21 protein-coding genes are annotated in these 19,077 nt (G+C 69.8%); 11 read left to right on the forward strand and 10 right to left on the reverse strand.

All coding sequences use genetic code 11. From position 1 onward, the window contains the following. Nucleotides 1-89: 89 nt before the first annotated feature. Nucleotides 90-773, reverse strand: coding sequence for a LysR family substrate-binding domain-containing protein (locus ACA514_RS34755; protein ID WP_375045509.1), 684 nt, complete (start codon nucleotides 771-773; stop codon nucleotides 90-92). 55 nt (nucleotides 774-828) lie between these two features. Here ACA514_RS34755 and ACA514_RS34760 point away from each other — a divergent pair, with 55 nt between their 5' ends. Next, nucleotides 829-1,212: a DUF5997 family protein gene (locus ACA514_RS34760; RefSeq protein WP_375045510.1), complete on the forward strand. Its 384-nt coding sequence runs from the start codon at nucleotides 829-831 to the stop codon at nucleotides 1,210-1,212. A gap of 74 nt (nucleotides 1,213-1,286) precedes the next feature. Here ACA514_RS34760 and ACA514_RS34765 read toward each other — a convergent pair whose 3' ends face one another. Further along, entirely contained in the window at nucleotides 1,287-1,778 is a 492-nt protein-coding gene (locus ACA514_RS34765; protein WP_375045511.1) for a nuclear transport factor 2 family protein, read from the reverse strand. A gap of 326 nt (nucleotides 1,779-2,104) precedes the next feature. Further along, nucleotides 2,105-2,230, reverse strand: coding sequence for a hypothetical protein (locus ACA514_RS34770; protein ID WP_375045512.1), 126 nt, complete (start codon nucleotides 2,228-2,230; stop codon nucleotides 2,105-2,107). A gap of 642 nt (nucleotides 2,231-2,872) precedes the next feature. On the opposite strand from ACA514_RS34770, the gene ACA514_RS34775 reads away from it, so the two are divergent. Further along, complete coding sequence (locus ACA514_RS34775; protein ID WP_375045513.1) at nucleotides 2,873-3,367, forward strand: CAP family protein; 495 nt, start codon at nucleotides 2,873-2,875, stop codon at nucleotides 3,365-3,367. Between the two features lie 135 nt (nucleotides 3,368-3,502). Here the strand turns inward: ACA514_RS34775 and ACA514_RS34780 are convergent, their stop codons facing one another. Continuing rightward, on the reverse strand, nucleotides 3,503-4,351 hold the full coding sequence (locus tag ACA514_RS34780) for a helix-turn-helix transcriptional regulator (RefSeq protein WP_375045514.1): 849 nt from the start codon (nucleotides 4,349-4,351) through the stop codon (nucleotides 3,503-3,505). A gap of 22 nt (nucleotides 4,352-4,373) precedes the next feature. On the opposite strand from ACA514_RS34780, the gene ACA514_RS34785 reads away from it, so the two are divergent. Continuing rightward, nucleotides 4,374-4,952: a class I SAM-dependent methyltransferase gene (locus ACA514_RS34785; RefSeq protein ID WP_375045515.1), complete on the forward strand. Its 579-nt coding sequence runs from the start codon at nucleotides 4,374-4,376 to the stop codon at nucleotides 4,950-4,952. A gap of 106 nt (nucleotides 4,953-5,058) precedes the next feature. On the opposite strand, the gene ACA514_RS34790 is transcribed toward ACA514_RS34785, so the two are convergent. Continuing rightward, nucleotides 5,059-5,892: a CHAP domain-containing protein gene (locus ACA514_RS34790; protein ID WP_375045516.1), complete on the reverse strand. Its 834-nt coding sequence runs from the start codon at nucleotides 5,890-5,892 to the stop codon at nucleotides 5,059-5,061. A gap of 487 nt (nucleotides 5,893-6,379) precedes the next feature. On the opposite strand from ACA514_RS34790, the gene ACA514_RS34795 reads away from it, so the two are divergent. Continuing rightward, nucleotides 6,380-7,039 (forward strand): hypothetical protein, encoded by a 660-nt coding sequence (locus ACA514_RS34795; RefSeq protein ID WP_375045517.1) that lies wholly within the window; start codon nucleotides 6,380-6,382, stop codon nucleotides 7,037-7,039. 366 nt (nucleotides 7,040-7,405) lie between these two features. Here the strand turns inward: ACA514_RS34795 and ACA514_RS34800 are convergent, their stop codons facing one another. Together ACA514_RS34800 and ACA514_RS34805 are read right to left on the reverse strand one after the other, a co-directional pair. Continuing rightward, nucleotides 7,406-7,780, reverse strand: a complete 375-nt coding sequence (locus ACA514_RS34800) for an MmcQ/YjbR family DNA-binding protein (RefSeq protein WP_375045518.1) — start codon at nucleotides 7,778-7,780, stop codon at nucleotides 7,406-7,408. A gap of 222 nt (nucleotides 7,781-8,002) precedes the next feature. Next, entirely contained in the window at nucleotides 8,003-8,590 is a 588-nt protein-coding gene (locus ACA514_RS34805) for a TetR/AcrR family transcriptional regulator (RefSeq protein WP_375045519.1), read from the reverse strand. 81 nt (nucleotides 8,591-8,671) lie between these two features. Here ACA514_RS34805 and ACA514_RS34810 point away from each other — a divergent pair, with 81 nt between their 5' ends. Together ACA514_RS34810 and ACA514_RS34815 are read left to right on the forward strand one after the other, a co-directional pair. After that, complete coding sequence (locus ACA514_RS34810) at nucleotides 8,672-9,448, forward strand: oxidoreductase (protein WP_375045520.1); 777 nt, start codon at nucleotides 8,672-8,674, stop codon at nucleotides 9,446-9,448. Between the two features lie 33 nt (nucleotides 9,449-9,481). Beyond that, nucleotides 9,482-9,850, forward strand: a complete 369-nt coding sequence (locus ACA514_RS34815; RefSeq protein ID WP_375045521.1) for a VOC family protein — start codon at nucleotides 9,482-9,484, stop codon at nucleotides 9,848-9,850. Here the strand turns inward: ACA514_RS34815 and ACA514_RS34820 are convergent. Next, nucleotides 9,837-10,439 carry a TetR/AcrR family transcriptional regulator gene (locus tag ACA514_RS34820; RefSeq protein WP_375045522.1) on the reverse strand — a complete coding sequence of 201 codons (603 nt, stop codon included), beginning with the start codon at nucleotides 10,437-10,439 and terminating at the stop codon, nucleotides 9,837-9,839. The two genes, ACA514_RS34815 and ACA514_RS34820, sit on opposite strands and share 14 nt — an antisense overlap. Before the next feature lie 112 nt (nucleotides 10,440-10,551). Between ACA514_RS34820 and ACA514_RS34825 the strand changes: the two genes are divergently transcribed. The 5 genes from ACA514_RS34825 (at nucleotide 10,552) to ACA514_RS34845 (ending at nucleotide 14,975) form a co-directional block, all read left to right on the forward strand. Beyond that, nucleotides 10,552-11,127 carry a hypothetical protein gene (locus ACA514_RS34825; protein WP_375045523.1) on the forward strand — a complete coding sequence of 192 codons (576 nt, stop codon included), beginning with the start codon at nucleotides 10,552-10,554 and terminating at the stop codon, nucleotides 11,125-11,127. Between the two features lie 154 nt (nucleotides 11,128-11,281). Beyond that, entirely contained in the window at nucleotides 11,282-12,130 is an 849-nt protein-coding gene (locus ACA514_RS34830) for an oxidoreductase (protein ID WP_375045524.1), read from the forward strand. Further along, the gene (locus tag ACA514_RS34835) at nucleotides 12,130-12,744 is read left to right on the forward strand and encodes a TetR/AcrR family transcriptional regulator (RefSeq protein ID WP_375045525.1); all 615 of its coding nucleotides are present in this window, start codon (nucleotides 12,130-12,132) and stop codon (nucleotides 12,742-12,744) included. The genes ACA514_RS34830 and ACA514_RS34835 overlap by 1 nt, the downstream gene beginning before the upstream one ends. Nucleotides 12,745-12,975: 231 nt before the next feature. Next, nucleotides 12,976-13,932 (forward strand): LysR family transcriptional regulator, encoded by a 957-nt coding sequence (locus ACA514_RS34840; protein WP_375045526.1) that lies wholly within the window; start codon nucleotides 12,976-12,978, stop codon nucleotides 13,930-13,932. Beyond that, complete coding sequence (locus ACA514_RS34845) at nucleotides 13,929-14,975, forward strand: hypothetical protein (protein WP_375045527.1); 1,047 nt, start codon at nucleotides 13,929-13,931, stop codon at nucleotides 14,973-14,975. Before ACA514_RS34840 ends, ACA514_RS34845 begins: the two co-directional genes overlap by 4 nt. 52 nt (nucleotides 14,976-15,027) lie before the next feature. Here ACA514_RS34845 and ACA514_RS34850 read toward each other — a convergent pair whose 3' ends face one another. Then, on the reverse strand, nucleotides 15,028-17,568 hold the full coding sequence (locus ACA514_RS34850; RefSeq protein ID WP_375045528.1) for a CehA/McbA family metallohydrolase: 2,541 nt from the start codon (nucleotides 17,566-17,568) through the stop codon (nucleotides 15,028-15,030). Next, complete coding sequence (locus tag ACA514_RS34855) at nucleotides 17,565-19,028, reverse strand: APC family permease (RefSeq protein ID WP_375045529.1); 1,464 nt, start codon at nucleotides 19,026-19,028, stop codon at nucleotides 17,565-17,567. The genes ACA514_RS34850 and ACA514_RS34855 overlap by 4 nt, the downstream gene beginning before the upstream one ends. Nucleotides 19,029-19,077 lie beyond the last annotated feature (49 nt).

Genomic DNA, 19,077 nt, shown 5'->3' on the forward strand with positions numbered 1-19,077 from the left:
CCGGGAAGAACCCGGCCGCCTAGGAGGGCGCATGCTGCTTTACCTGCGCGGACGTGGCTTTCGGGTGTTGTCGGTGAGCACGGCTCTCGTCACCTCCGGCGGCGCTTCTGGGGGCGCTTCTTGGAGGTGGAACGCTGTTGCGGTGTCTTCTTACGGGCGGGCTCCTGCCGGGGATTGCGGCCACGGGAGCTGTTGGGGGTGCGGCCGCGGACGATGCCGATCAGTTCCTCCATCAGGTCGGTCGTCTCGGTGTCGAGCCAGGCCAGGCCGATCTGCGACTGAGGAGCGTCGGTCACGGTTCGGTAGGTGAGGTCTCTGCGGTGGTGGAGGCGGGCCAGCGACTGCGGGAGCAGCAGGACGCCGGCTCCCGACGCCACCAACTCGATCGCGCCGGCGGTGCTCTCGGGACGGGTGAAGGCGGCTTGCCCAGGGCGGTCGTCCCAGGTCAAGACCTCGTCGAGTGGCTCGAACACGTCCTCGTCGGCGAGATCGGCGAGCTCCACCTCCTCCACCGCGGCCACCGCGTGATCCTTCGGCACCACGACCACGGTCGTCTCCAGGTACAGCGGGATCACATGCAGGGCCTCGCGGTCGACGGGCAGGCGTACGAACGCCGCGTCCACGCCACCGCTCCGCAGCAGGGGGACGACCTCGGTCGCCGGCATCTGCAGCAGGCGGAGCGGCACCTCCCGGACCCGCTCGGCCCACACCCCGGCCCACTTCGCGGGCGTCACCCCCGGCACATAGGCCAGCCGGAACTCACTATCGGTCACTCCGCCACCCTAGTCACGTCCGAGCGGCTCCTTCCCGCTGGATACCCTTGAGGTCATGGGCACGTCCAAAGCAAAGACCCCGCAGACCATGAAGCCCGCGACCGCGGCCAAGAAGCTGGGGATCCTGCTGTCGGCAGCACCCGCCGAGTTCCAGGAAGGTCCTGTCTCCCGGGACGAATTGAACGCGCTCCAAGCCGACCCGCCCTCATGGCTGGCGGACCTGCGCCGCGAGGGCCCCCACCCCCGCCAGGTCGCCGCCGCCAGGCTCCGCGTCTCCGTCTCAGGTCTGGCCCGCGCCGGCATCACGGGCCCCCTCACCACGGCCGAGATCGAGAACCTGAAGGCCGAACGGCCCGACTGGCTGGAACGCGAGCAGGCCGTCCAAGCCGAGGTCCGCAAGGAGGAACTCCGCCTCAAGCAGCAGCGCGCCAAGGCCTGACTCACGCGATGCCCGCGGTGGAGGCCGCATTGGTCAGGCGCCCTGCATGGACGTGATTCTCGATCTGGTGCGGGTCAGGTTCCCGGCTGCGAGGGCGAGGGCGCCCAGCGGTCTGCCAGCAGCCTGAAGCTGGGCACATCGTCGAGCGATACCGAGTATTCGTAGGTCCGTTCATAGCCGATGCCACTGATGCGCCACTCGCCGTCCGCGCAGCGCCGATACGTCTCCTCGTAGAAGGCGGATCCGCGGATCAGCACCCGGAACGCCTTGGCGATGACGGTGTCCTCCAGGCACCAGGTGCCCTCGGCCCTGTCGCCGTCGACCCGGATCTCGGGCTGGCCCGCGAAGTGCACCGTGGTGATCTCGGGACCGAGGTTGTCGCGCATGTAGCCGACGATGGCGTCGCGGCCTTCCAGGCGCAGCGGCCCGCCGACCGCGCGGGTCCCGTAGGCGCCCAGGGCGTCCTCGGTGAGGGTGCCGGCGAACCCGTCCCAGTCCTTCAGGTCCAGGCAGCGCAGGTAGCGGTACTTCACCTGACGAATCTCTTCCAGGGCGTTCAGATCCATGCGACGTAGCCTGCTCGACACCGCCGCCATTGACAAGAACACGTTCTAATTTTCGACGCGGCCCTCCGCTGCACAGGAAGGGTCGCGGCGTGCGCGATGTGCCCCGAAGGATGTTTCGCTCGCCCGGGCGAGGGGTAGCGTGAGGACCGAATGGTTCACCATGCCGTGTCGGCGCATCCGCTGCCGGCACCGGTGAAGATGTCGCTCCAGACCCTGGCGGCAACTTGCCCATTGTCTACCCGGTGCACCTGATGCACCTGGTGTGGGACCAAGGAGCTCCAGGCATGCACGACCCACCATTCGAGGATCTTCCGGAATCGGGCGCGTCAGCGCGTTGCGTTCCCGTGCCGCCCGCCGGCGGAAACGCCGGGCCCGGCCATGCGGAGCCGCCGGTCGGTCTGGAGGCGCTTGGCGCCGTACTCGAAGCAGCGCTGCTGGTCTTGCCGCGACACGCCGCCGACCGTGACTAGGCCGCTCCACCCGCAGTACCGATGAGCATCCCGGCCGGTCACGGGGGCGCCTCGGGCGCGACCAGCACCTAGCGGCAACCGGCCGTGCGCCCGAGGCAACCGCGCGGCCGGCCGGGATTTCACGATGGCTCCATCCGGCACGGTCCTTCGCCGTGCGCGACTTCCTTGATGAGACGGCAATGCCGCCCGCCGGCGCGGCACCTTCGCCGTTCGGTCCTCTCTCGATGCCCGGAACGATGGGCCCACGGAGCACCGACCAGGCCGCGGTGGTGTTCGAGCATCGCCGGTCGCCGTGATCTTCATCAGCCGGACGTGGCGGACGGTGAGGTGTTCGGCGGGTTTCGGGCTGTTTGTGCAGGCGGTGGCCGGTTCAGGACGTGGAGATCCGCTGGAAGCGTGTTCGCTCGCGCTTCCAGCGCCCTCGTGCCGGACGCGTCCGCATGCGGACGGGGGACCGGGGCCGCGGCGCCGTCCGCCGCGCGCCGAAATGGGGCGGATCCGCCCGTCCGCCGCTCGGCGATTGCCCCGGTGCGCCCGCCCGATGAACGATCGGAGGACACACCGCGGTCATCGGAGATCGCGGTTCCTGCGGGCGCCCCTCGGAGCGCCAGCTAAGGATGTCCCATGCCGTCGACGCGTCCCGCCATGCCCGACAACACCACGCAGGACTTCCAGGCCGGGGCGCTCGCCGCGGCCAACGCCTACCGGGCCACCCACCACGCGCCGCCGCTGGTGATGGACCCCGACCTCAACGCCTACGCCATGCAGCGGGCGGCCTCGCGCTCGGAGCAGGAGATGCTCGACGCCGGCCACGACGGCCTGCGCGAGGGCACCGGCGAGAACATCTTCTGGGGCGCCACCACCGGCACCACCGCCGCCGACGGGCCGGCGGCGGCCAAGTCCTGGTACGACGAGATCAAGGACTACGACTTCAACAAGGCCCAGTTCGGATCGAGCACCGGCCACTTCACCCAACTGGTCTGGAAGGGCAGCACCAAGGTTGGGATCGGACGCGTCTCCGGCAAGGGCAGCAAGTACTACGAGACCTACATCGTGTTCGTCTTCGAATCCCCGGGCAACATGGAAGGCGCCTTCACCGAAAACGTCCTTCCGGCCTGAACCGGCGGCGCCGATAGCCTCTGACCTGTCGGCTCCGGAGCCTCACGACGATATCCCCCGGCACGCGATGCAGATCTTCGTGGCCGGGGGATTCGGTGTGGTCAGTGAGGTGCGCCCGTCCGACGCAGTGCCGGATCAAGCAATCTCGGAATCGCCCTTTTCCTGCCGGAACGCGGTCGGTGTGCGCCCTGTGTAACCCTGGAATGCCCGGCTGAATGCACTGGCGCTGTCAAAGCCGACGCTGGTGGCGACGCTCGTGATCGTGGCGTCCTGATCGACGATCATGGTCATGGCATGCAGCATCCTGCTGTGCAGGGTGTACTGGCGCCATGTCATTCCGGTCGAGGCGCGAAATCTGCGGCGCAGCGTCCGCTCTGAGATGCGGACCGCTTCGCAGACCTGTTGGAGGTCGACCGTGTCCAGATGGTCGTCGGTGTAGTGCATCACCGCGGTGATGAGCGGGTCGGTGCTGGTCGGCAGGAAGAAGGGCAGCTCGTACCGCAGGCTGTCGGAGACCAGATGGGCCAAGGTCTCGAAATAGCCGTCGGCCAGCGGATCGCTGGACGTCCTGTCGATGCGCCAGCGCAGCGCGTAGATCATCATTTCGCGGAGCACCGGTTCCACCGGCAGGACGCGGGCTCGGCCCGAACGGTCGTGGACCAGCGACGGCTCGAAGAACACCGATACGGTCCTGGCCTGGGCGAAGGTGCTCTTGTGCGCCAGGCCCGCCGGAATCCACACCGCCTGGCGCGGCGGCAGGCGGTAGCGCGCCGCGGCCGTCTCCACCATCACGACGCCTTCGAAGGCGTATTCCAGTTGATGCAGATCATGCGAGTGCCACGGCATCTCCCGTGGAAGATCGCGCAGATCGCCGTCGTATGCGTACGACCCGGCGGCCATCCCGCCGTACCGGCCGGGCGCCACCCGCCTGACATTGGCCGCCGAGGGCGGGAATGCGGCCGTTCCAGCAGAGCCGGCTGCCATGCCCGAACGGTACCAATGTCACATGAACGAATCCCACCTTTCGTACCTGGCGAGCCCCGCCTGGGCCGAGACACTGCGCACCGATCTGCTTCCCTGGCTGCGGCAGGTCGCCGACCTCGGCGATGACGTTCTGGAAATAGGCCCAGGCCCCGGGCTCACGACCGACCTGCTCCTCGAAGTGGCCGGCAAGGTCACGGCGGTCGAGGTGGACCACGACCTCGCAACCGGCCTTCGCGAACGCCTTCACGGACGGGACGTGGCGGTCGTCCACGGAGATGCCCGCGCCGTCGAACTCGAGGAGGGACGGTTCTCCGCCGGGACCTGTTTCTCGATGCTTCACCACATGGATTCGCCGCAAGTCCAGGATGAGCTGTTCAGCCGGCTCCACGCTCTTCTGAGGCCCGGTGCCGCACTGCTCGGAGTCGACTCCATTGACAGCGAAATGATCCGGCAAGGCCATCGCGACGACACGTACGTCCCCGTCGACCCCGGCACTCTCGAAGACCGCTTGCGCGCCGCCGGATTCACGGACGTCACCGTGCACCGCCCCAACCAACACCAGTTCCGTTTCCACGCGAGAAAGCCCGCGCCCTTTTCGTAACCGCGCCTCATCGGGCGGACGAGGAGCGGATGGCGTCCAACCTCCGCCCGGAGCCGCGTTCCGGACGGGGGCGGTCCCGCCCCCGTCCGGGCGATCGTGCGGGCGGTCAGGGCGTGATCGGTGCGGTCCACGCGGCCTGCCAGGTCAGGGGGCCGACGATCCCGTCCACCTCCAGGGCCTTCTCCGCCTGAAAGGCGCGGCAGACCATCACGGACTCGGAGTCGTAGGTGCCGCTGACGGTCAGGTGCCAGCCCCGGTCGTGCATCCGCTGCTGCCAGGTGCGGACGTCCGGTCCGGTCATCGCCGGGGGCCAGCGCAGGAAGCGGCCCGGCCAGGCGGGAGCGGTCGGGGCCGGCCGGTCCGCCGCGCCGTAGGCGGGGTAGCCGTAGCCGACGATGAAGGACGCGCGGACCCGCCGCATGACGTGGTCCTCGGTGTTGCCCTCGATGGTGACGATGGATCCGTCGGCGCGGACGGCCTCGACGATCCCGATGTGGTCGATCGCCGAGATGTCGCGGGAGCCGCCCCAGTCGTAGAACACGATCGCGCCCTTGCGCGGCACATGGCCCCAGCGGCCGTGGTCCTTGAACCACTGGGCGTGGAACGGAGTGAACGCGAACCTGCCGACCGCCGCGAGGGCGCCGGCGCGGTCGGCGCACCAGGACACGAACATGTCGCACCACGGCCCGTCGAGCCCGTACCACTGCGTGTACTTGTTGTGGTTGGAGCCGGGCGGGTGCTCGCCCTGGCCCAGTTCGCCGCGCGCCACGGCCAGCACCTGGTCGGCGCCGCCGGCCGCGGCGCCCACCGCCGCGCCGACCGTCTCGGGGACGGTGCTGCCGGGCGTCTGCGGAACGTCCTGAGGCCCGTCCTCGGGACGGGGTCTGGCCTTGTCGGCGGGCTCCCGGGGGAGCGGCTCCGACAAGAGGTCCTCGCTCATCGCACGTCTCCGTTCGCTGGCGCACGCCCCCGGGTCGGCCTGGGAGGGCTCGCACAGTAGGCGTTCCAGCCATGTGACACCGGATGGAACCGAGTGGCACAAGTAGGGCGGCGTCGTGACCGGCCGCCGTGCTTCCGTCGCTCTCCCTCGACCTGCCGACGGGGCCGACCGTCACGGGCACGCCCGCTGTTCGTCGACCACGGCACCTCAGCCCTAGGGTGAGCGGTGCAGGCGGACAAGGCCCGGAGGCGGGATGCGGCGATTATGGGCGGCGGGAATCGTGGTCGTGTGTGCCACGACGGCCTGTTCGGGGAGTGCGGGACATACCACCGCGAGCACGACACAGGTCCCGGCGACGGCTGACATCGTCCAGCGTCCAACGACATTCCCGCCCCCTCCAACCCATCGGCTCGGGTACGAGCAGGCCAAATACTGGACCGAACGCCCGTTCACCGTACGTGGGCCCAAGACGGGGCGCTCGCGCGTTTTGGACACGCCGGGCCAACGACGCGCCCTCGCACTCGCCGGCGCGCTCGGGCTGGCGGAAACCCCTATCGCCTTCGGCGGTAATCCCTGGCGAGCCGTGCAAGGCGAGGCCAAGCTCGAAATATGGCCGGACAGCGGAGGCCGCTGGCGCTACCAACGGCAACCGACCGTCAACGGCTCAGAAGTGACCGACGACGGCAAGGCGCGCACCGTTGCCCGGCCGGTCCTGCGCGCGGCCGGGTTGGATCCCGCCGATGCCCGGGTCGAGAACTCCACCGTCAGGTTGGAGCCCCGCGTGGAGGGGCATCCGACGTGGGGCTGGGAAACCGAGGTCCAGGTCGATCGAAGCGGCGTTGTCTACGCGTCCGGCTGGCTGGGGCCTGCGGGGGAGGGGACGGAGCGCACGCTGCTGGACGCCGCGCAAGCGTTCGCCCGTCTGCAGACGCAGGCGGCCAGACCGCCTACGGCGAGCAAGGCGTGTCCGGCCGCCGACCGTCCCCAGTCGCCCCCATGCCCTCCTCCCCGCCTGCCGTCCTTGGTGACCGGCGCGCGTTTCGTCTACGCATTGGACTGGGGTACGGAGGGGCATCATCCCCGGCTGGTGCCCGCATGGCTGTTCACCAGGGAAGACGCGCCCGATCCTGCCGTATTCGCCGCCTGAGACGACCTCGACGGCGCCGGCGGCGATCACGCCCCGGCAGCACGGGCAGCTGCCGGCCCGCGCCCGCGCGGCGGCACGATCGTCGCGCCCACCTCTCGCCCGCGTCACGACACTTTCGAGAAGCGAAGCCGGGGCTCGCCGTTGAAGTCGCCGCCGCGGTCGACTGTTCCGTCACGCGTCCGGGCAGGTTCGGCACGCGCACACGGAACCTGTGGGCGCGCTAGGACCGGACGCTGCGACACGAGTGGGTTGGCGTGGTACTGGCCCATCACCTTCCGAACACCCCGACCAGCGGGCAGGAACCGTCTTTCACCTTGACGGCCGCTTCGTCACCGACATCGAGGGCCATTCTGGATTTGTGCTGGGCTAATCGGCTGTGGCGTCGAGGTCGCCGACGAGCGTGTCCGGCGCCCGCATGCGCCAGGCGTCGGTGATGAGCTCTTCCAGACGGTCGAGGTCCACTTTGTCGAGCCACAGCATGACCAGAGGCATCCCGTCGTAGCCGGGTGTGGTGAAGAAGCGTTCCGGCTCACCGAGCAGCAACGCCTGCTTCTCTGCCTCGTCGCCGACGTACAGTACGGCGATGTCGGTCCGGATGACGCGCGGCTTACCCGGCCTGCGCTCGGGATAGGACCAGACGAACCCTTTGCCGCCGACCCGGAAATCGAAGCCGTCGCTGTCGATCTCGACCACGTGAGGTAGCGCGAGCGCCAACCGGCGAACGTCTTCGGCGTCAGCCATCCTGGTCGCTCCCGGACACCGGTTTCCGCACACGTGCAGGCTATCGGCCCACGAACCGCGAAGGCACCGGAGGCAGCCGGACCTGTCCCAGCCGGGTCCACCAAGGTACTCGTAGGCGCGATCCGCACTCTCGTCTCGCACGGCCCGGATGCCGCTGTGTGGGTGGGATGGTCTGGCCACAGACCGCACCGTCCTCGCGGACCCTCCGGCCAACGGACGGCTTCACTCGGGTGTGTTGTGGCCGTGATTCGCCGCGCCGTAGCGCAGCCCGTCGTACAGCACCGCCACGACCTGTAGCGCGTCGTCCTTCCAGCCTTTGGCGCGCATTCCGCAGATGCCGCCGAGGGCGCGCAGGACGATGCGGCCTGTGACGTCACTGCGGACGAGGCCGGCCGCAACGCCTGCGGCGAGGAGCTCGTCGAGGGCGCGGGCCATCTCGTCGCGCGCGTCGTCGAAGACCGGCGAGTCGGTCGCCATGATGCTCTCCAGCGCCTCGCCCATCCCTCTGCCTACCGCCGCGTGCTCCACGAGCAGCAGCAGGAAGGTGCGGAGGGCCTCGTCCGGGGCGTGCCGTGCGAGCAGCAGGGCGGGGGCCGCGCAAAGCTCGGCGACTTCCTGGCGGTACACCTCCGCGACGAGCGCTTCGCGCGTTTCGAAGTGGCGGTAGAGGGTGCCGACGGACACGCCGGCGCGGCGGGCGATCTCGTCCACATGGGCGGTGTCGCCGGCGAGGAACGCCTCCCGCGCGGCGAGCACGAGTGCGTCGCGGTTGCGGCGGGCGTCGGCGCGCAACGGACGTGATGACGGCAACGGTCCTCCATAAGGTGAGTCGGACTCCGGTTGTTGTGTACAGTTTCCGGAGTCTGGTTCACCTTATCGAGGGAGCACGCGATGACGCACGAGCACGAAGGTCTCGCCGGCCTGCGAGTGCTGGTGACCGGGGGTAGCCGGGGACTGGGGGCGGCGACGGCCCGCCGGTTCGCCGCGGCCGGCGCCACCGTGCTGACGGCCTCGCGAACCGCTCCTCCGGAGGACCTGCCCGCCACCTTCATTCCCGCCGATCTGGGGTCGGAGGAGGGGGTGGCGGAACTCGGCCGCCGAGTGGTGGACGGCTTCGGAGGCGTCGACGTCCTGGTCGACAATGCCGCGGCCCCCGCGACCGGGCCGATGCCGACCCTGGAGCGGTCGGACGCGACCTGGCTGGCCGATCTGGAGATGAACCTGCTCAGCGCCGTCCGCCTCGACCGGGTCCTGGTTCCCGGGATGGTCGAGCGCGGCTCCGGCGTCGTGGTGCACGTCTCCTCGATCTCCAGCCGCCTTCCCCAACCCGGCGAGGCGTCGTACGACGCGTCGAAGGCGGCGCTCAACGCCTACAGCCGCCAGTTGGCAACGGAGGTGGGGGAGCACGGCGTACGCGTGGTGTGCGTCCTGCCGGGCTTCATCTTCACCGAGGGGGCGGCCGCCCACCTCCAGCACATGGCCGATGACCAAAACATCGGAATTGACGAAGTCAAGCAGCGGATCGTGGACCACCTGAAGGTGCCGATGGGGCGCCCGGGCGAACCCGAGGACGTCGCCGAGATGATCGCGTTCCTCGCCTCCGACCGAGCGAAGTGGCTCACCGGCGCCCAGTTCCGGGTCGACGGCGGCATCATCCCCGTGGTCTGAGCCGCACCCCGGCACACGAATCGAGGAGACACCATGACCTTCAGCCTGACGTCACTGATCGTGGACGCCGCGGACCCGGAGAGCGAGAGCGCGTTCTGGCACCGGCTGCTCGGCGGCTCGATCACGAGGACGGCGACGCACCACTTCCTGCGGATCGACGGCTTCCCCGTGATCGTGATCCAGCGCGCTCCGGGGCACGTCCCGCCGCAGTGGCCCGACGGCGCCTCCCAGCAGATGCACTTCGACCTCGCCACCGACGACGCGGCGAGCGCGGACGAGCGCGTGCTCGACGCCGGCGGTCGCCGGCTGCGACCGGCGGGCGATGCCGTCGCCTCCGCTCCGCAGGGCGCCCGGGTGTACACCAGCCCGGCCGGACATCCCTTCTGTCTCAGGTCGGCCTGACCTTGCCAGGTGCGGCATGAGCCGCCAACAGGCCGTCGACTCCGCGGAGGAAGGTCTCGCAGATCAGTTCCGGGTCGAAGAGGCAGCCGGCGGCCATGGCGCCGTCGCGCAGCATCACGAAGTGCCGGGCGGCGGGTTCGGCGGGCGTGTCCCCGATGCGTGCCAGCAGTCCGGTCACGGTGTCCAGGAACCATTGCCGGTGGGCGATGACGGCCATGTGCACCGGATGATCGGGGTCGGAGTATTCGGCGGCGGCGTTCAGGAAGGCGCACCCCCGGAAGCCGGGGGATCGAATGCCCTGCGCGATGGACTCGCTGAGGGCCCGGACGGTGCCGGCCGCCGGCAGCCCGCGGGCGACGGCGTCGTCCACCTGGCCGCGCGTGGCCCGGTCGACCTCGCCCAGATAGGCGAGGACGAGGTCTTCCTTGCTGGAGAAGTGCCGGTAGAGAGTGGCCCGCGTCACCTTCGCCTCGGCGACGATCCGGTCGATCCCGACCGAGTGGATCCCCTCCGTGTAGAAGATCCTGGTCGCCGTGCCGAGCAGGCGGGAGCGCGCCTCGGAGGGCCGGCCCTCGGATTCTTGCCTCATGGGGAACATCCTAGCGAGAGGTAGAACGTTCGGTCTTGACAGTGGGCGGTGAGCTTGGGATGCTCATAAAGACAGAACGTTCGTTCTACCTCCTTGATCGAAAGAGGCCAGCGTGACCACCATCGCTTCGAACGGCATCGCCGGGACCGCTTCCGGCCTGCGGCGGCTGTACTTCGTCCGCTTCGGATTCGCCATCGTCTGGGCCCTCGTGATGTTCACGACCGCCTCGGACCTGGGACCGCTCGCGGTCACCCTGCTCGTGCTGTATCCGGTCTTCGACGTGGCCGCCGCCATCGTCGACGCCCGCGCGTCGCGCACCACCGGATCGCCCGCGCTGTTGTACGTGAACATCGCGGTCAGCCTGCTCACCGCCGCCGGCGTGGCCGCCGCCTGCGCGTCCGGCATTCCGGCGGTCCTGCGCGTGTGGGGCGCCTGGGCGGTCGTGGCCGGGCTGGTCCAGCTGATCGTGGGCGCCACCCGTCGCACGATGGGCGGCCAGTGGCCGATGATCATCAGCGGTGCCATCTCCGTGCTCGCCGGCGGCTCGTTCGTCATCGGCGCCTCCGCGGACGACCCGACGCTGACCAACGCGGCCGGCTACGCCGTTCCCGGCGGCATCTTCTTCCTGATCTCGGCGATCCGTCTCGGCCGGGCCGCCAACGGCGGCCGACACACCGTCAACGCCTGAACGGTCGCCGGCGGTATCAACCGACGCTTCCAACGCTCTCGACCCTGTGTCGCAGGTCCAAGAAGTCTACATGGCGCCGGGAAAAATCGACGCTGTGTAGACTTTGGGAGCGGGGGAGCGGTCCGGCTCCTCGCGAGTCTCCTGAGGAGAAGCAATGCAGAGGCAGAACTGGCTCGTCACCGGTGTCAGCACGGGTCTGGGACGCGCGTTCGCCCAGGCCGCGCTGGCCGCTGGGCACACCGTCGCCGGCACGGTCCGTTCCGAGGAGGACCTGCGGGCCTTCGAGGCGCTCGAACCCGGGCACGCGCACGGCCGCATCCTGGACGTGACGGACGACGGCGCCGTCTCGAATGTGATCACGGAGGTGGAGCAGAGCGTCGGCCCCTTGGACGTCGTCATCGCCAACGCCGGCTACGGCCTGGAGGGCACCCTCGAGGAGACCCCGCTCGCCGAGGTGCGCAGGCAGTTCGAGGTCAACGTCTTCGGGACAGTGGCCACCTTGCAGGCGGCGCTGCCCCACATGCGCCGGCGACGCCGCGGACACCTGATGGCCGTCACCTCGATGGGCGGGCTCATGGCCGTGCCCGGCATGTCCGCCTACTGCGGCAGCAAGTTCGCCCTGGAAGGCATCCTCGAGGCACTGGGCAAGGAGGTCGCACAGTTCGGGATCCATGTGACGGCGATCGAGCCCGGCTCCTTCCGCACCGACTGGGCCGGACGGTCCATGACGCGCGCCGCGCGGTCCATCGACGACTACGACGAGCTGTTCGCCCCCATCCGTGAAGCGCGGTGGAAGGCGAGCGGGAACCAGTTGGGCGATCCGGCCAAGGCCGGGGAGGCCGTCGTGCACATCGCGTCGGTCGAGCAGCCGCCGGCTCACCTCGTCCTGGGCTCGGACGCGCTGCGCCTGGTGGCCGCCGCGCGCACGGCCGTGGACGAGGACATCCGCGCATGGGAGGCGCTCTCCCGGACGACCGACTTCGCCGAGGGCGCTCAGCTCTGATGGCCGGTCACCACCCGGCGCGGAGCCGGCGCACCACCGAACGCAAGGGCGATGTCCGAGAGCGGGCCATTCTGGACACCTGCGAAATTCTGCTGGCACGGAAGGGCTACGACGCCATGACCGTCGGCGACATCGCCCAGGGCGTCGGCATCACCCGAGGCGCCCTGTACTTCTACTTCGGCTCCAAGCAAGAAGTGGTCACGGCACTGGTCGCCCGGACCGTCGAGCATCTGTGGGAGCGGTCCCGGACCACGGCGCAGACCGAAGATCCGCGCCTGGCCATCACGGCGGCCATGCAGCGCACCGTCGACCTGTGGAACGAGCACGGCCTGGTCATGCGCACGGCGATCGACCTGTCGTTGACCGTCCCGGAGATCGGCGAGCTGTGGAGCCGTACGGCCGACTTGTTCATCGCGGCCATCACCGCCGTTCTGGAACGCGCCGGCGTCCAGGCCGGCACTGAGCCGGAACAAGCCTCGGCGATGGCACGAGCCCTGTGCTGGATGATCGAGCGAACCTTCTACCACGCCTCGCAAGAGTCCCCCGGGAGGTTGCAGGAGGCGTCTGCGACCTGCGAACACATCTGGCTGACCAGCGCCCGTCTGACCACCTGAGGGTCGGCCGGTGACCGTTACCGGGATGCCGCTTCAGTTGGGAGCGCTTAGCTGAAGAAGCGCAGCGCGCGATCCCGACCGGCTTTGAACCGCGCCGGAATCCTCAAGGGGGCTGTGGCACCAAGGAAGGCAGGGAACATCGCCTGAGGAAGAAAAAGGGTCAGTGTACTGGCCTGGCATGTAACGATCTTCACGAGGACAGGGCAAGATCCACGTGAGATCGTGGAGTTCATGGAACCGGACTTCGATCTGAGACTTTTGCGCTACTTCCTCGCCGTCGCCGAGGCGGGTACGTTCACCGCCGCGTCCGAGCGTCTGCACATAACTCAACCTGCGCTGTCGCGAGCGATCCGCACGCTGGAGAGAGCGGTCGAGACACCGCTTTTCAATCGCGGCCCGCACGGTGTGGAACTGACTCAGGCCGGACTGCTGCTCAGCCAGGATGCCCGCACGCTCGTTGATCTCGCCGACACGGCGTTGACCCGGCTTTTGCGACTGGGGCAGGAAGAACCGCAGTTGCGGGTAAGCGCCCAGAGTTGTGACATAGATGTCCTGCAGCAATTGGTTGACTCCTACAATAAATGCTACCCAGGCGCCCGTCAGGCATTGGCGAAGGTCGTCGACCGACGGGTCCAGCTCGATCAGGTGCGCGACGGGGAAGTGGACGTGACGCTGCGGAGCGGTCCCGCCGATCTGCAGGGTCTCGAAGCAGACCCCATACGCTGCGACCCGCGGGTCGCGGTGCTCCCTGAATCCCATCCACTGGCCGGGCGGACGAAGGTGCATCGCAGTGAGCTCGACGGCGAGACCTTTCCGGTCTGGGCCTCGCACACCGCCGAAGAAACGGCCTTCTGGACGGGCACGGACCGGACGCCCTATGAGTGGCAGGCCGGCCCGGTGGTGCACGACCTCTCCCAGTTCGTCGCCGGCATCCGCCTCGGCCGGGGCGTCGGTTTCCTCGCGGCTCGCCACGTTCGCGACCTGCCGCGCACGGGGCTGAGCGTCGTGCCCCAGATCGAGGAACTGTCGCCGATCGAGCTGCGGGTCATCTGGGCCGCCCGCGCGACATCGGTCGATGTCGCGCAGTTCGTCCGGCACGCCGGCGAGGCGCTATGCCGGCCAGACATGGAGCCATGCCCGGACGACCTTCGACAAATGATGGAGACCGGAGCTTCCCTGGCAAGGTGAACAAGCGCAGCAGCAAGACCCTCGCCACACCGTCCGCCTCGTCCGCCTCGTCCGCGCCGTCCCTGCTGACCCGCAGGGCGGCGCTCGCCGGTGCCGGCGCCGTCACCCTGGCCGCGGTCGGCGGTTCGGCCGTCGCCGCGGCGGCCGACGCCTCCGGCCCTGTCGGCGGAGCCGATCCTGCGCTGGACGCGAGCCACGCCACGCGCAAAGTCGCCGACCTGGTCGTGAAGATGTTCCAGGCCAAAGCGGCCAGGGACCTGGACGGCTTCCTGTCGTACTTCTCAAAACGCCGGCTGACCTACGTCGACCCCATCTGGGGCGGCCAGTGGCGCACCTGGGATGAGCTCTACGCGGCAATAGGCGCGATCATGCCCGGGTGGGGCCCCAACGCCGACGCGTACCCGATCAAAATCATCGGCGATTCCCGCAGCGCCATGCTCCTGTTCTATGATTCACCCGAGCTGTTCGGCCACGAAATCCGTTCCATGGCGCCCCTCGACTTCCAAGGCGGCAAGGTCATCCGCCAGGTGGACTACTGGGACGGCAGGCACTTCACCATCCAAGCCACCAAGGACTTCCGGCTGCCCCCCGAGCAGTTCCCCCGTGAATTCGGTGAACGCGCCACGGGCGAGAACGCCTCACCCGTGGTGCGCAGGGTCGCCACCGCCCTGTCGGAAGCCTTCGTTGCCGGAAACGCGGCAGCGGCGGCCGACCTGTTCGCCTTCGACGGGAGCTTCGAGGACCTGACGTTGAAGAGCCGCCTGGTGGGCCGCCGGGCAATCGCCGATTTCCTGAAGCGGGGCTTGCGCCTGCTGCCGTACGGGCCGGGGTCCTCGCTCCGCCACGTGGTCGGCAGCGCGCAGGGCGGCGGCTACGAGTGGAGCAATCCGAACAACCCCGGCGGCGTCCTCGTCAACAACGGCGCCGTCGCGCTCGAACTCGACCGCCACGCGCGCATCACCGCACTGACCGCCCTGTGGGACGGCGCCCTGGTCGGCGACGCGGCGCTGGGCGCGATGCTCACCGCGACCATTGAGCACTGAGTCGACGGCAAAGGCGACTTCACCGGTAGTGAGGGGTGAACCGGTCTTCCTTTCAGTCCGCGTTCGCTTCGCCGGCGGTGGTCTCGGCCGGGGTGGTCGTCGAGGATGCGCGGATCGCCTGCCTGGCCTCGGCCAGCGGTGCGAGCAGGTACCGGGTGTGGTCGGACGTCCCGTGGCGGTGGTCGACGGGGCCGGGCCACGCGGTCCTGGCGCGGTGGTGGATGTGCTCTTCCACCCCGTCGATGAGGTGCAGCATCTCATCGAGGACGCCGTCGTCAGTGCGTTGGTAGGCGTCGCCGGCGGCGAGGTAGACCGGTGAGGTGTGGGCCATGATGGGCCGCTCCCAGACGTCCCGGTGGCGGGCGATGCCGTCGCCCGGGCCGTAGCACCGGGCGGCGACCCAGGAGGACTCCTCGACATGGAGGTCGAATTCGAGCGAGCCGGTCAGGGCGGGCTCGTCCCAGCGCCGCGACTCGGCGACCGTGCCGTTGACCACGATTTCGAGGCGGTCGATGGGGAAGATCGAGCGGTACTCCGCCGCAACGTGCAGGGTTTTTCCTGCGGCATCGGCGAGCACCGAGCCGGGAGGGGCGTCGTCGACCGAAAGCCGCAGGTGGGGGCCGCTGGTGACGACGGTGTCGCCCGAGCGGACGGCCTCGCACCAATCCCAGTAGTCCATGGTCGCCGGGTCCGGGACCCGGGCGTAGGTGCGGACGAGGCCGATCGGCACCTCGCTGCTCATCTTGTCGGTGCCGCCGACGAGGGTGAGGCGGTATCCGGCGTTGAGATAGCGGTAGTACTGGGTGATGTTGTAGTCGTCGTAGGCGATCATCTCGACGCCGTCGAGCCTGCCGGTGGCGATCAGGGCGGCGGCCTCGCCGTTGGGGACGGGGAAGTGCGCGAGCAGGACCGTCCCACCTTGGGCGTGGCACTCGTCGGCCCAGTGGGCGAGGGTGGTCTCCAGCCCGCCGCCGAGGTCGGATTCCTCGGCGCCGCCGGTGCACCAGGGGCGGATCGGCGCGCGCAGGCCGAGCAGGTTGATGTGGCCCAGCATCGCGGTCCGGTTCTCCTGACCGGTGTGGACGTGGGTCGCGCCGTCCGCCGAGGTGTGCGGGTGCCCGGTGAAGTCCTCGACGTTGGTGTGCAGGTGACCCCACTGGCTCAGCAGCAGGTTGGTGACGCGCACGCCCTCGCCGCGTGCTTCGAGTTCGGCGCCGTGCGTCGAGACGAAGTGGACGTGGGTGTCGCCGGCGACGTAGCCGTCCGCTTCCGGGTCGTGGAAGCGTTCGAGGCGCAGTTCGAGGGTCCGCTGGCCCGGCCGGATCGTCAGTTCCTCGCGCAGCGGAAGGTAGTCGAAGCCGCGTGCGGCTTCGACGACGACCCGCCCGTGGGGGAGCCATCCCTCGAATTCGCCGTCGACGTAGGCGTACGTCCGCTGGCCGAGGCGGACGTCGCCGCCGATGTCCAGGTTCCAGGTGTTGCCGTCGGAGTTGATGTGCGCGTGGTGCCCGTAGGGCGCGAGGGGGACGCCCTCGGGGGTGTGGAAGTGCAGGCGGCAGGTCAGCGGCTCGCCGGTGGCGGCGTCGGCGACCGTGCCCTTGATCCAGGCCCGGCCGGCCTCCGGCAGGCGCCAGGCGGTGCCGTCGGCTGTGACGATCCGGCCCTGTTCGAGGAGGTCTCCCCAGGTGAAGCGGGCTTTGACGGTGCCGGCGACGTCGAGGGAGACGGTCGCCGACGGCGTCGCGGCGACCCGGACGTAGCCGGTGCGCTCGCTGGTCGCGCCTCCCCACGCCGGCGGCGTCGACACGCTGTCCTCGTCGACCGTGCGGTAGGCGTAGGTGGCGGTGCCGCGGTCGACGGTCACCGCCACGTCCTCGTCCACCGATCCGTCGGCGAGCGCGAAGACCAGTTCGCGGGAGACCGTCCGGCCGAACGGCTCCTCGGCCAGCCTGCTCAGCGTGATCGCGCCGATCAGGACGGCCGGGCCGGCGGACGCGATCTCGATGGCGGCCGCCCGGCGCTCCGGGTGGGGGTTGCGCCAGGGCCACAGGTAGAAGCGGTAGGGCAGGACGTAGGGCGAGCGCGCCTGCGGGTCGTCGATGTCGACGTATCTGGCCCCGGCGGCGTCGTAGCGCCCGCAGGTGCGGTGCATGAGGCGGTGCTGCGCGTCGGGCAGCGCGAGGAAGGGGGTCTGGCCCCAGTCCAGCGGGAGCGGGCGGCCCTGCCACAGCCGCGGAGTGGGACCGATCTCGAACCGCTGCCGGACGGGGATGCTCTCCGCGCCGCCGTCGGCGTACCGGAGCGTGTAGCGGGCGACGGTCTCGCCGACCGGGGACCCTTCGAACAGGCTCGGTTCTTCGAGGGCGTGGGCGAAGAGGATCCAGTGGCAGTCCTCGTCCACGGGGATCACGGCCGGATCGTCCTGGGTCACCCGGACAAGGGACGCCCCGTCGAGATCCGTGCCGAAGCGGAAGGGCAGCCCGTAGAGGGTCCGCTCCCCGGCGAAAGAGGCGTCCACGTCATCGAGGAGGGTCAGGGGGGCGTTCCAGCACGCCGCCAGGTCGAGGGTCCGGTAGCCGCGCTGCCAGGTCATGCGGGCTCCACGGCGACCGTCTCGGCGGCCTCGGGGGCGCCGGTCTCCGCCAGGACGGCGTACCGTTCCGGGAGCCGCGAGCGCAGGGACAGCGCCGAGGCGACCCCGCCCGCGAACGCGAGCACGCTCAGCGCGAGGAGCACCGCGTTGGTCACCGTGCCCGCACCGGTCAGCAGAGACACGTTGGCGAGCGCCAGGACGAGGATCACGCAGAGGGCGAGGAAGCTGAGCCCGGGCGCGATCAGCGTCCGCCAGAGCCCGGCCTCGGGGGCGTTCCGCCGCAGGTAGGAGACCACGGCGAGGCAGCACAGGGCCCACAGGACGATGATCCCGAGGAAGCCGATCGCGCTGCCCCACAGCAGCAGCTGGAGGTAGGGGTCGAGGTCGAACGCGGCCCACATCACCACGACGGCGGCCGCCGCCACCGTCTGCGCCACGCCCGCCAGGAGCGGGGCCTGCGTGCGGGGGTGGGTGCGTCCGAACGCACGCGGCATGAGCCCCTCGCGGCCCAGCGCGAACAGGTACCGGTTCGCCGCGTTGTGCAGCGCCAGCAGCGCGGCGAAGGCGCTGGTGAGGAGCAGGATCTGCATGACGGCCGAGACCGCGTCCGGCGTGTACTCGTCGAACACCCCGATGACCAGCCCGGCGGTGTCCTGGCCGGCGGCGGCCTTGATGCCGTCCGCGCCGATGGCCTGGACGATCGTCCAGGTGATGAGCGCGTAGAAGACGGCGATGAAGCCCACCGCGATGTAGGTCGCGCGCCGGACGGTCCGGATCCCGCCGCGCGCCTCCTCGCTGAAGATCGCGGTGGACTCGAACCCCATGAATGCGCCGAACACCAGCGCGAACATCGCCGCGTTGGACGGCGTGAACACCGTCGCGGGGGAGAAGGACGTGTACGACGTGTGCCCGGCGCCGCCCTTGGCGAGCACGTACACGGCCATCACCACGAGCACCGCGATCTCCAGGACGAGCAGGATCCCGAGGATCTGGGCGCTGGTGTGGATGCCGCGGTAGCCGAGCCACGCCACCAGCGCGACCGCGACCAGTGCGAAGACCCACCAGGGCAGCGACACGCCGGTGTACTTGTCGAAGGTGTCCGCGGCGTAGAGGCCGAGTGCCCCGTAGGTGCTGATCTGCAGGGTGTTGTAGGCGAGCAGGGCCAGCGTCGCCGCGCCCGACCCGACCGGCCGGCCCAGCCCGCGGGTGATCACGGCGTAGAACGCCCCCGCGTTGCGGACGTACCGGCTCATCGTCATGAAACCGACCGCGAACAGCGCCATCACGACGCCCGCCACCAGGTAGGCGCCGGGGACGGCGGCGCCGCCCTTCAGGAAGTGCAGCGGCGCCACCGCGACGATCAGGGTCAGCGGCGCCAGCGCCGCCAGGACGGTGAAGACGAGATCCTTCGTCCCCATCGCGTTCGCCGCCAGGCCGTCGGTACCTGGGTGTGTCGACATGGTCATCCGCCTCCGGGAGTCCGCGGGAGCCCGCTGCGCCAACGCTAGA

The organism is Actinomadura sp. NTSP31 (genome assembly GCF_041951385.1).
Classification (GTDB): Bacteria; Actinomycetota; Actinomycetes; order Streptosporangiales; family Streptosporangiaceae; genus Spirillospora; species Spirillospora napierensis.

Excerpts from the sequence above, each read along its gene's own strand:
- ACA514_RS34760 (WP_375045510.1), top strand. The coding sequence starts at position 829 with ATGGGCACGTCCAAAGCAAAGACCCCGCAGACCATGAAGCCCGCGACC.
- ACA514_RS34765 (WP_375045511.1), bottom strand. The coding sequence starts at position 1,778 with ATGGATCTGAACGCCCTGGAAGAGATTCGTCAGGTGAAGTACCGCTAC.
- ACA514_RS34775 (WP_375045513.1), top strand. The coding sequence starts at position 2,873 with ATGCCGTCGACGCGTCCCGCCATGCCCGACAACACCACGCAGGACTTC.
- ACA514_RS34780 (WP_375045514.1), bottom strand. The coding sequence starts at position 4,351 with ATGGCAGCCGGCTCTGCTGGAACGGCCGCATTCCCGCCCTCGGCGGCC.
- ACA514_RS34785 (WP_375045515.1), top strand. The coding sequence starts at position 4,374 with ATGAACGAATCCCACCTTTCGTACCTGGCGAGCCCCGCCTGGGCCGAG.
- ACA514_RS34790 (WP_375045516.1), bottom strand. The coding sequence starts at position 5,892 with ATGAGCGAGGACCTCTTGTCGGAGCCGCTCCCCCGGGAGCCCGCCGAC.
- ACA514_RS34800 (WP_375045518.1), bottom strand. The coding sequence starts at position 7,780 with ATGGCTGACGCCGAAGACGTTCGCCGGTTGGCGCTCGCGCTACCTCAC.
- ACA514_RS34810 (WP_375045520.1), top strand. The coding sequence starts at position 8,672 with ATGACGCACGAGCACGAAGGTCTCGCCGGCCTGCGAGTGCTGGTGACC.
- ACA514_RS34815 (WP_375045521.1), top strand. The coding sequence starts at position 9,482 with ATGACCTTCAGCCTGACGTCACTGATCGTGGACGCCGCGGACCCGGAG.
- ACA514_RS34820 (WP_375045522.1), bottom strand. The coding sequence starts at position 10,439 with ATGAGGCAAGAATCCGAGGGCCGGCCCTCCGAGGCGCGCTCCCGCCTG.
- ACA514_RS34830 (WP_375045524.1), top strand. The coding sequence starts at position 11,282 with ATGCAGAGGCAGAACTGGCTCGTCACCGGTGTCAGCACGGGTCTGGGA.
- ACA514_RS34835 (WP_375045525.1), top strand. The coding sequence starts at position 12,130 with ATGGCCGGTCACCACCCGGCGCGGAGCCGGCGCACCACCGAACGCAAG.
- ACA514_RS34840 (WP_375045526.1), top strand. The coding sequence starts at position 12,976 with ATGGAACCGGACTTCGATCTGAGACTTTTGCGCTACTTCCTCGCCGTC.
- ACA514_RS34850 (WP_375045528.1), bottom strand. The coding sequence starts at position 17,568 with ATGACCTGGCAGCGCGGCTACCGGACCCTCGACCTGGCGGCGTGCTGG.
- ACA514_RS34855 (WP_375045529.1), bottom strand. The coding sequence starts at position 19,028 with ATGTCGACACACCCAGGTACCGACGGCCTGGCGGCGAACGCGATGGGG.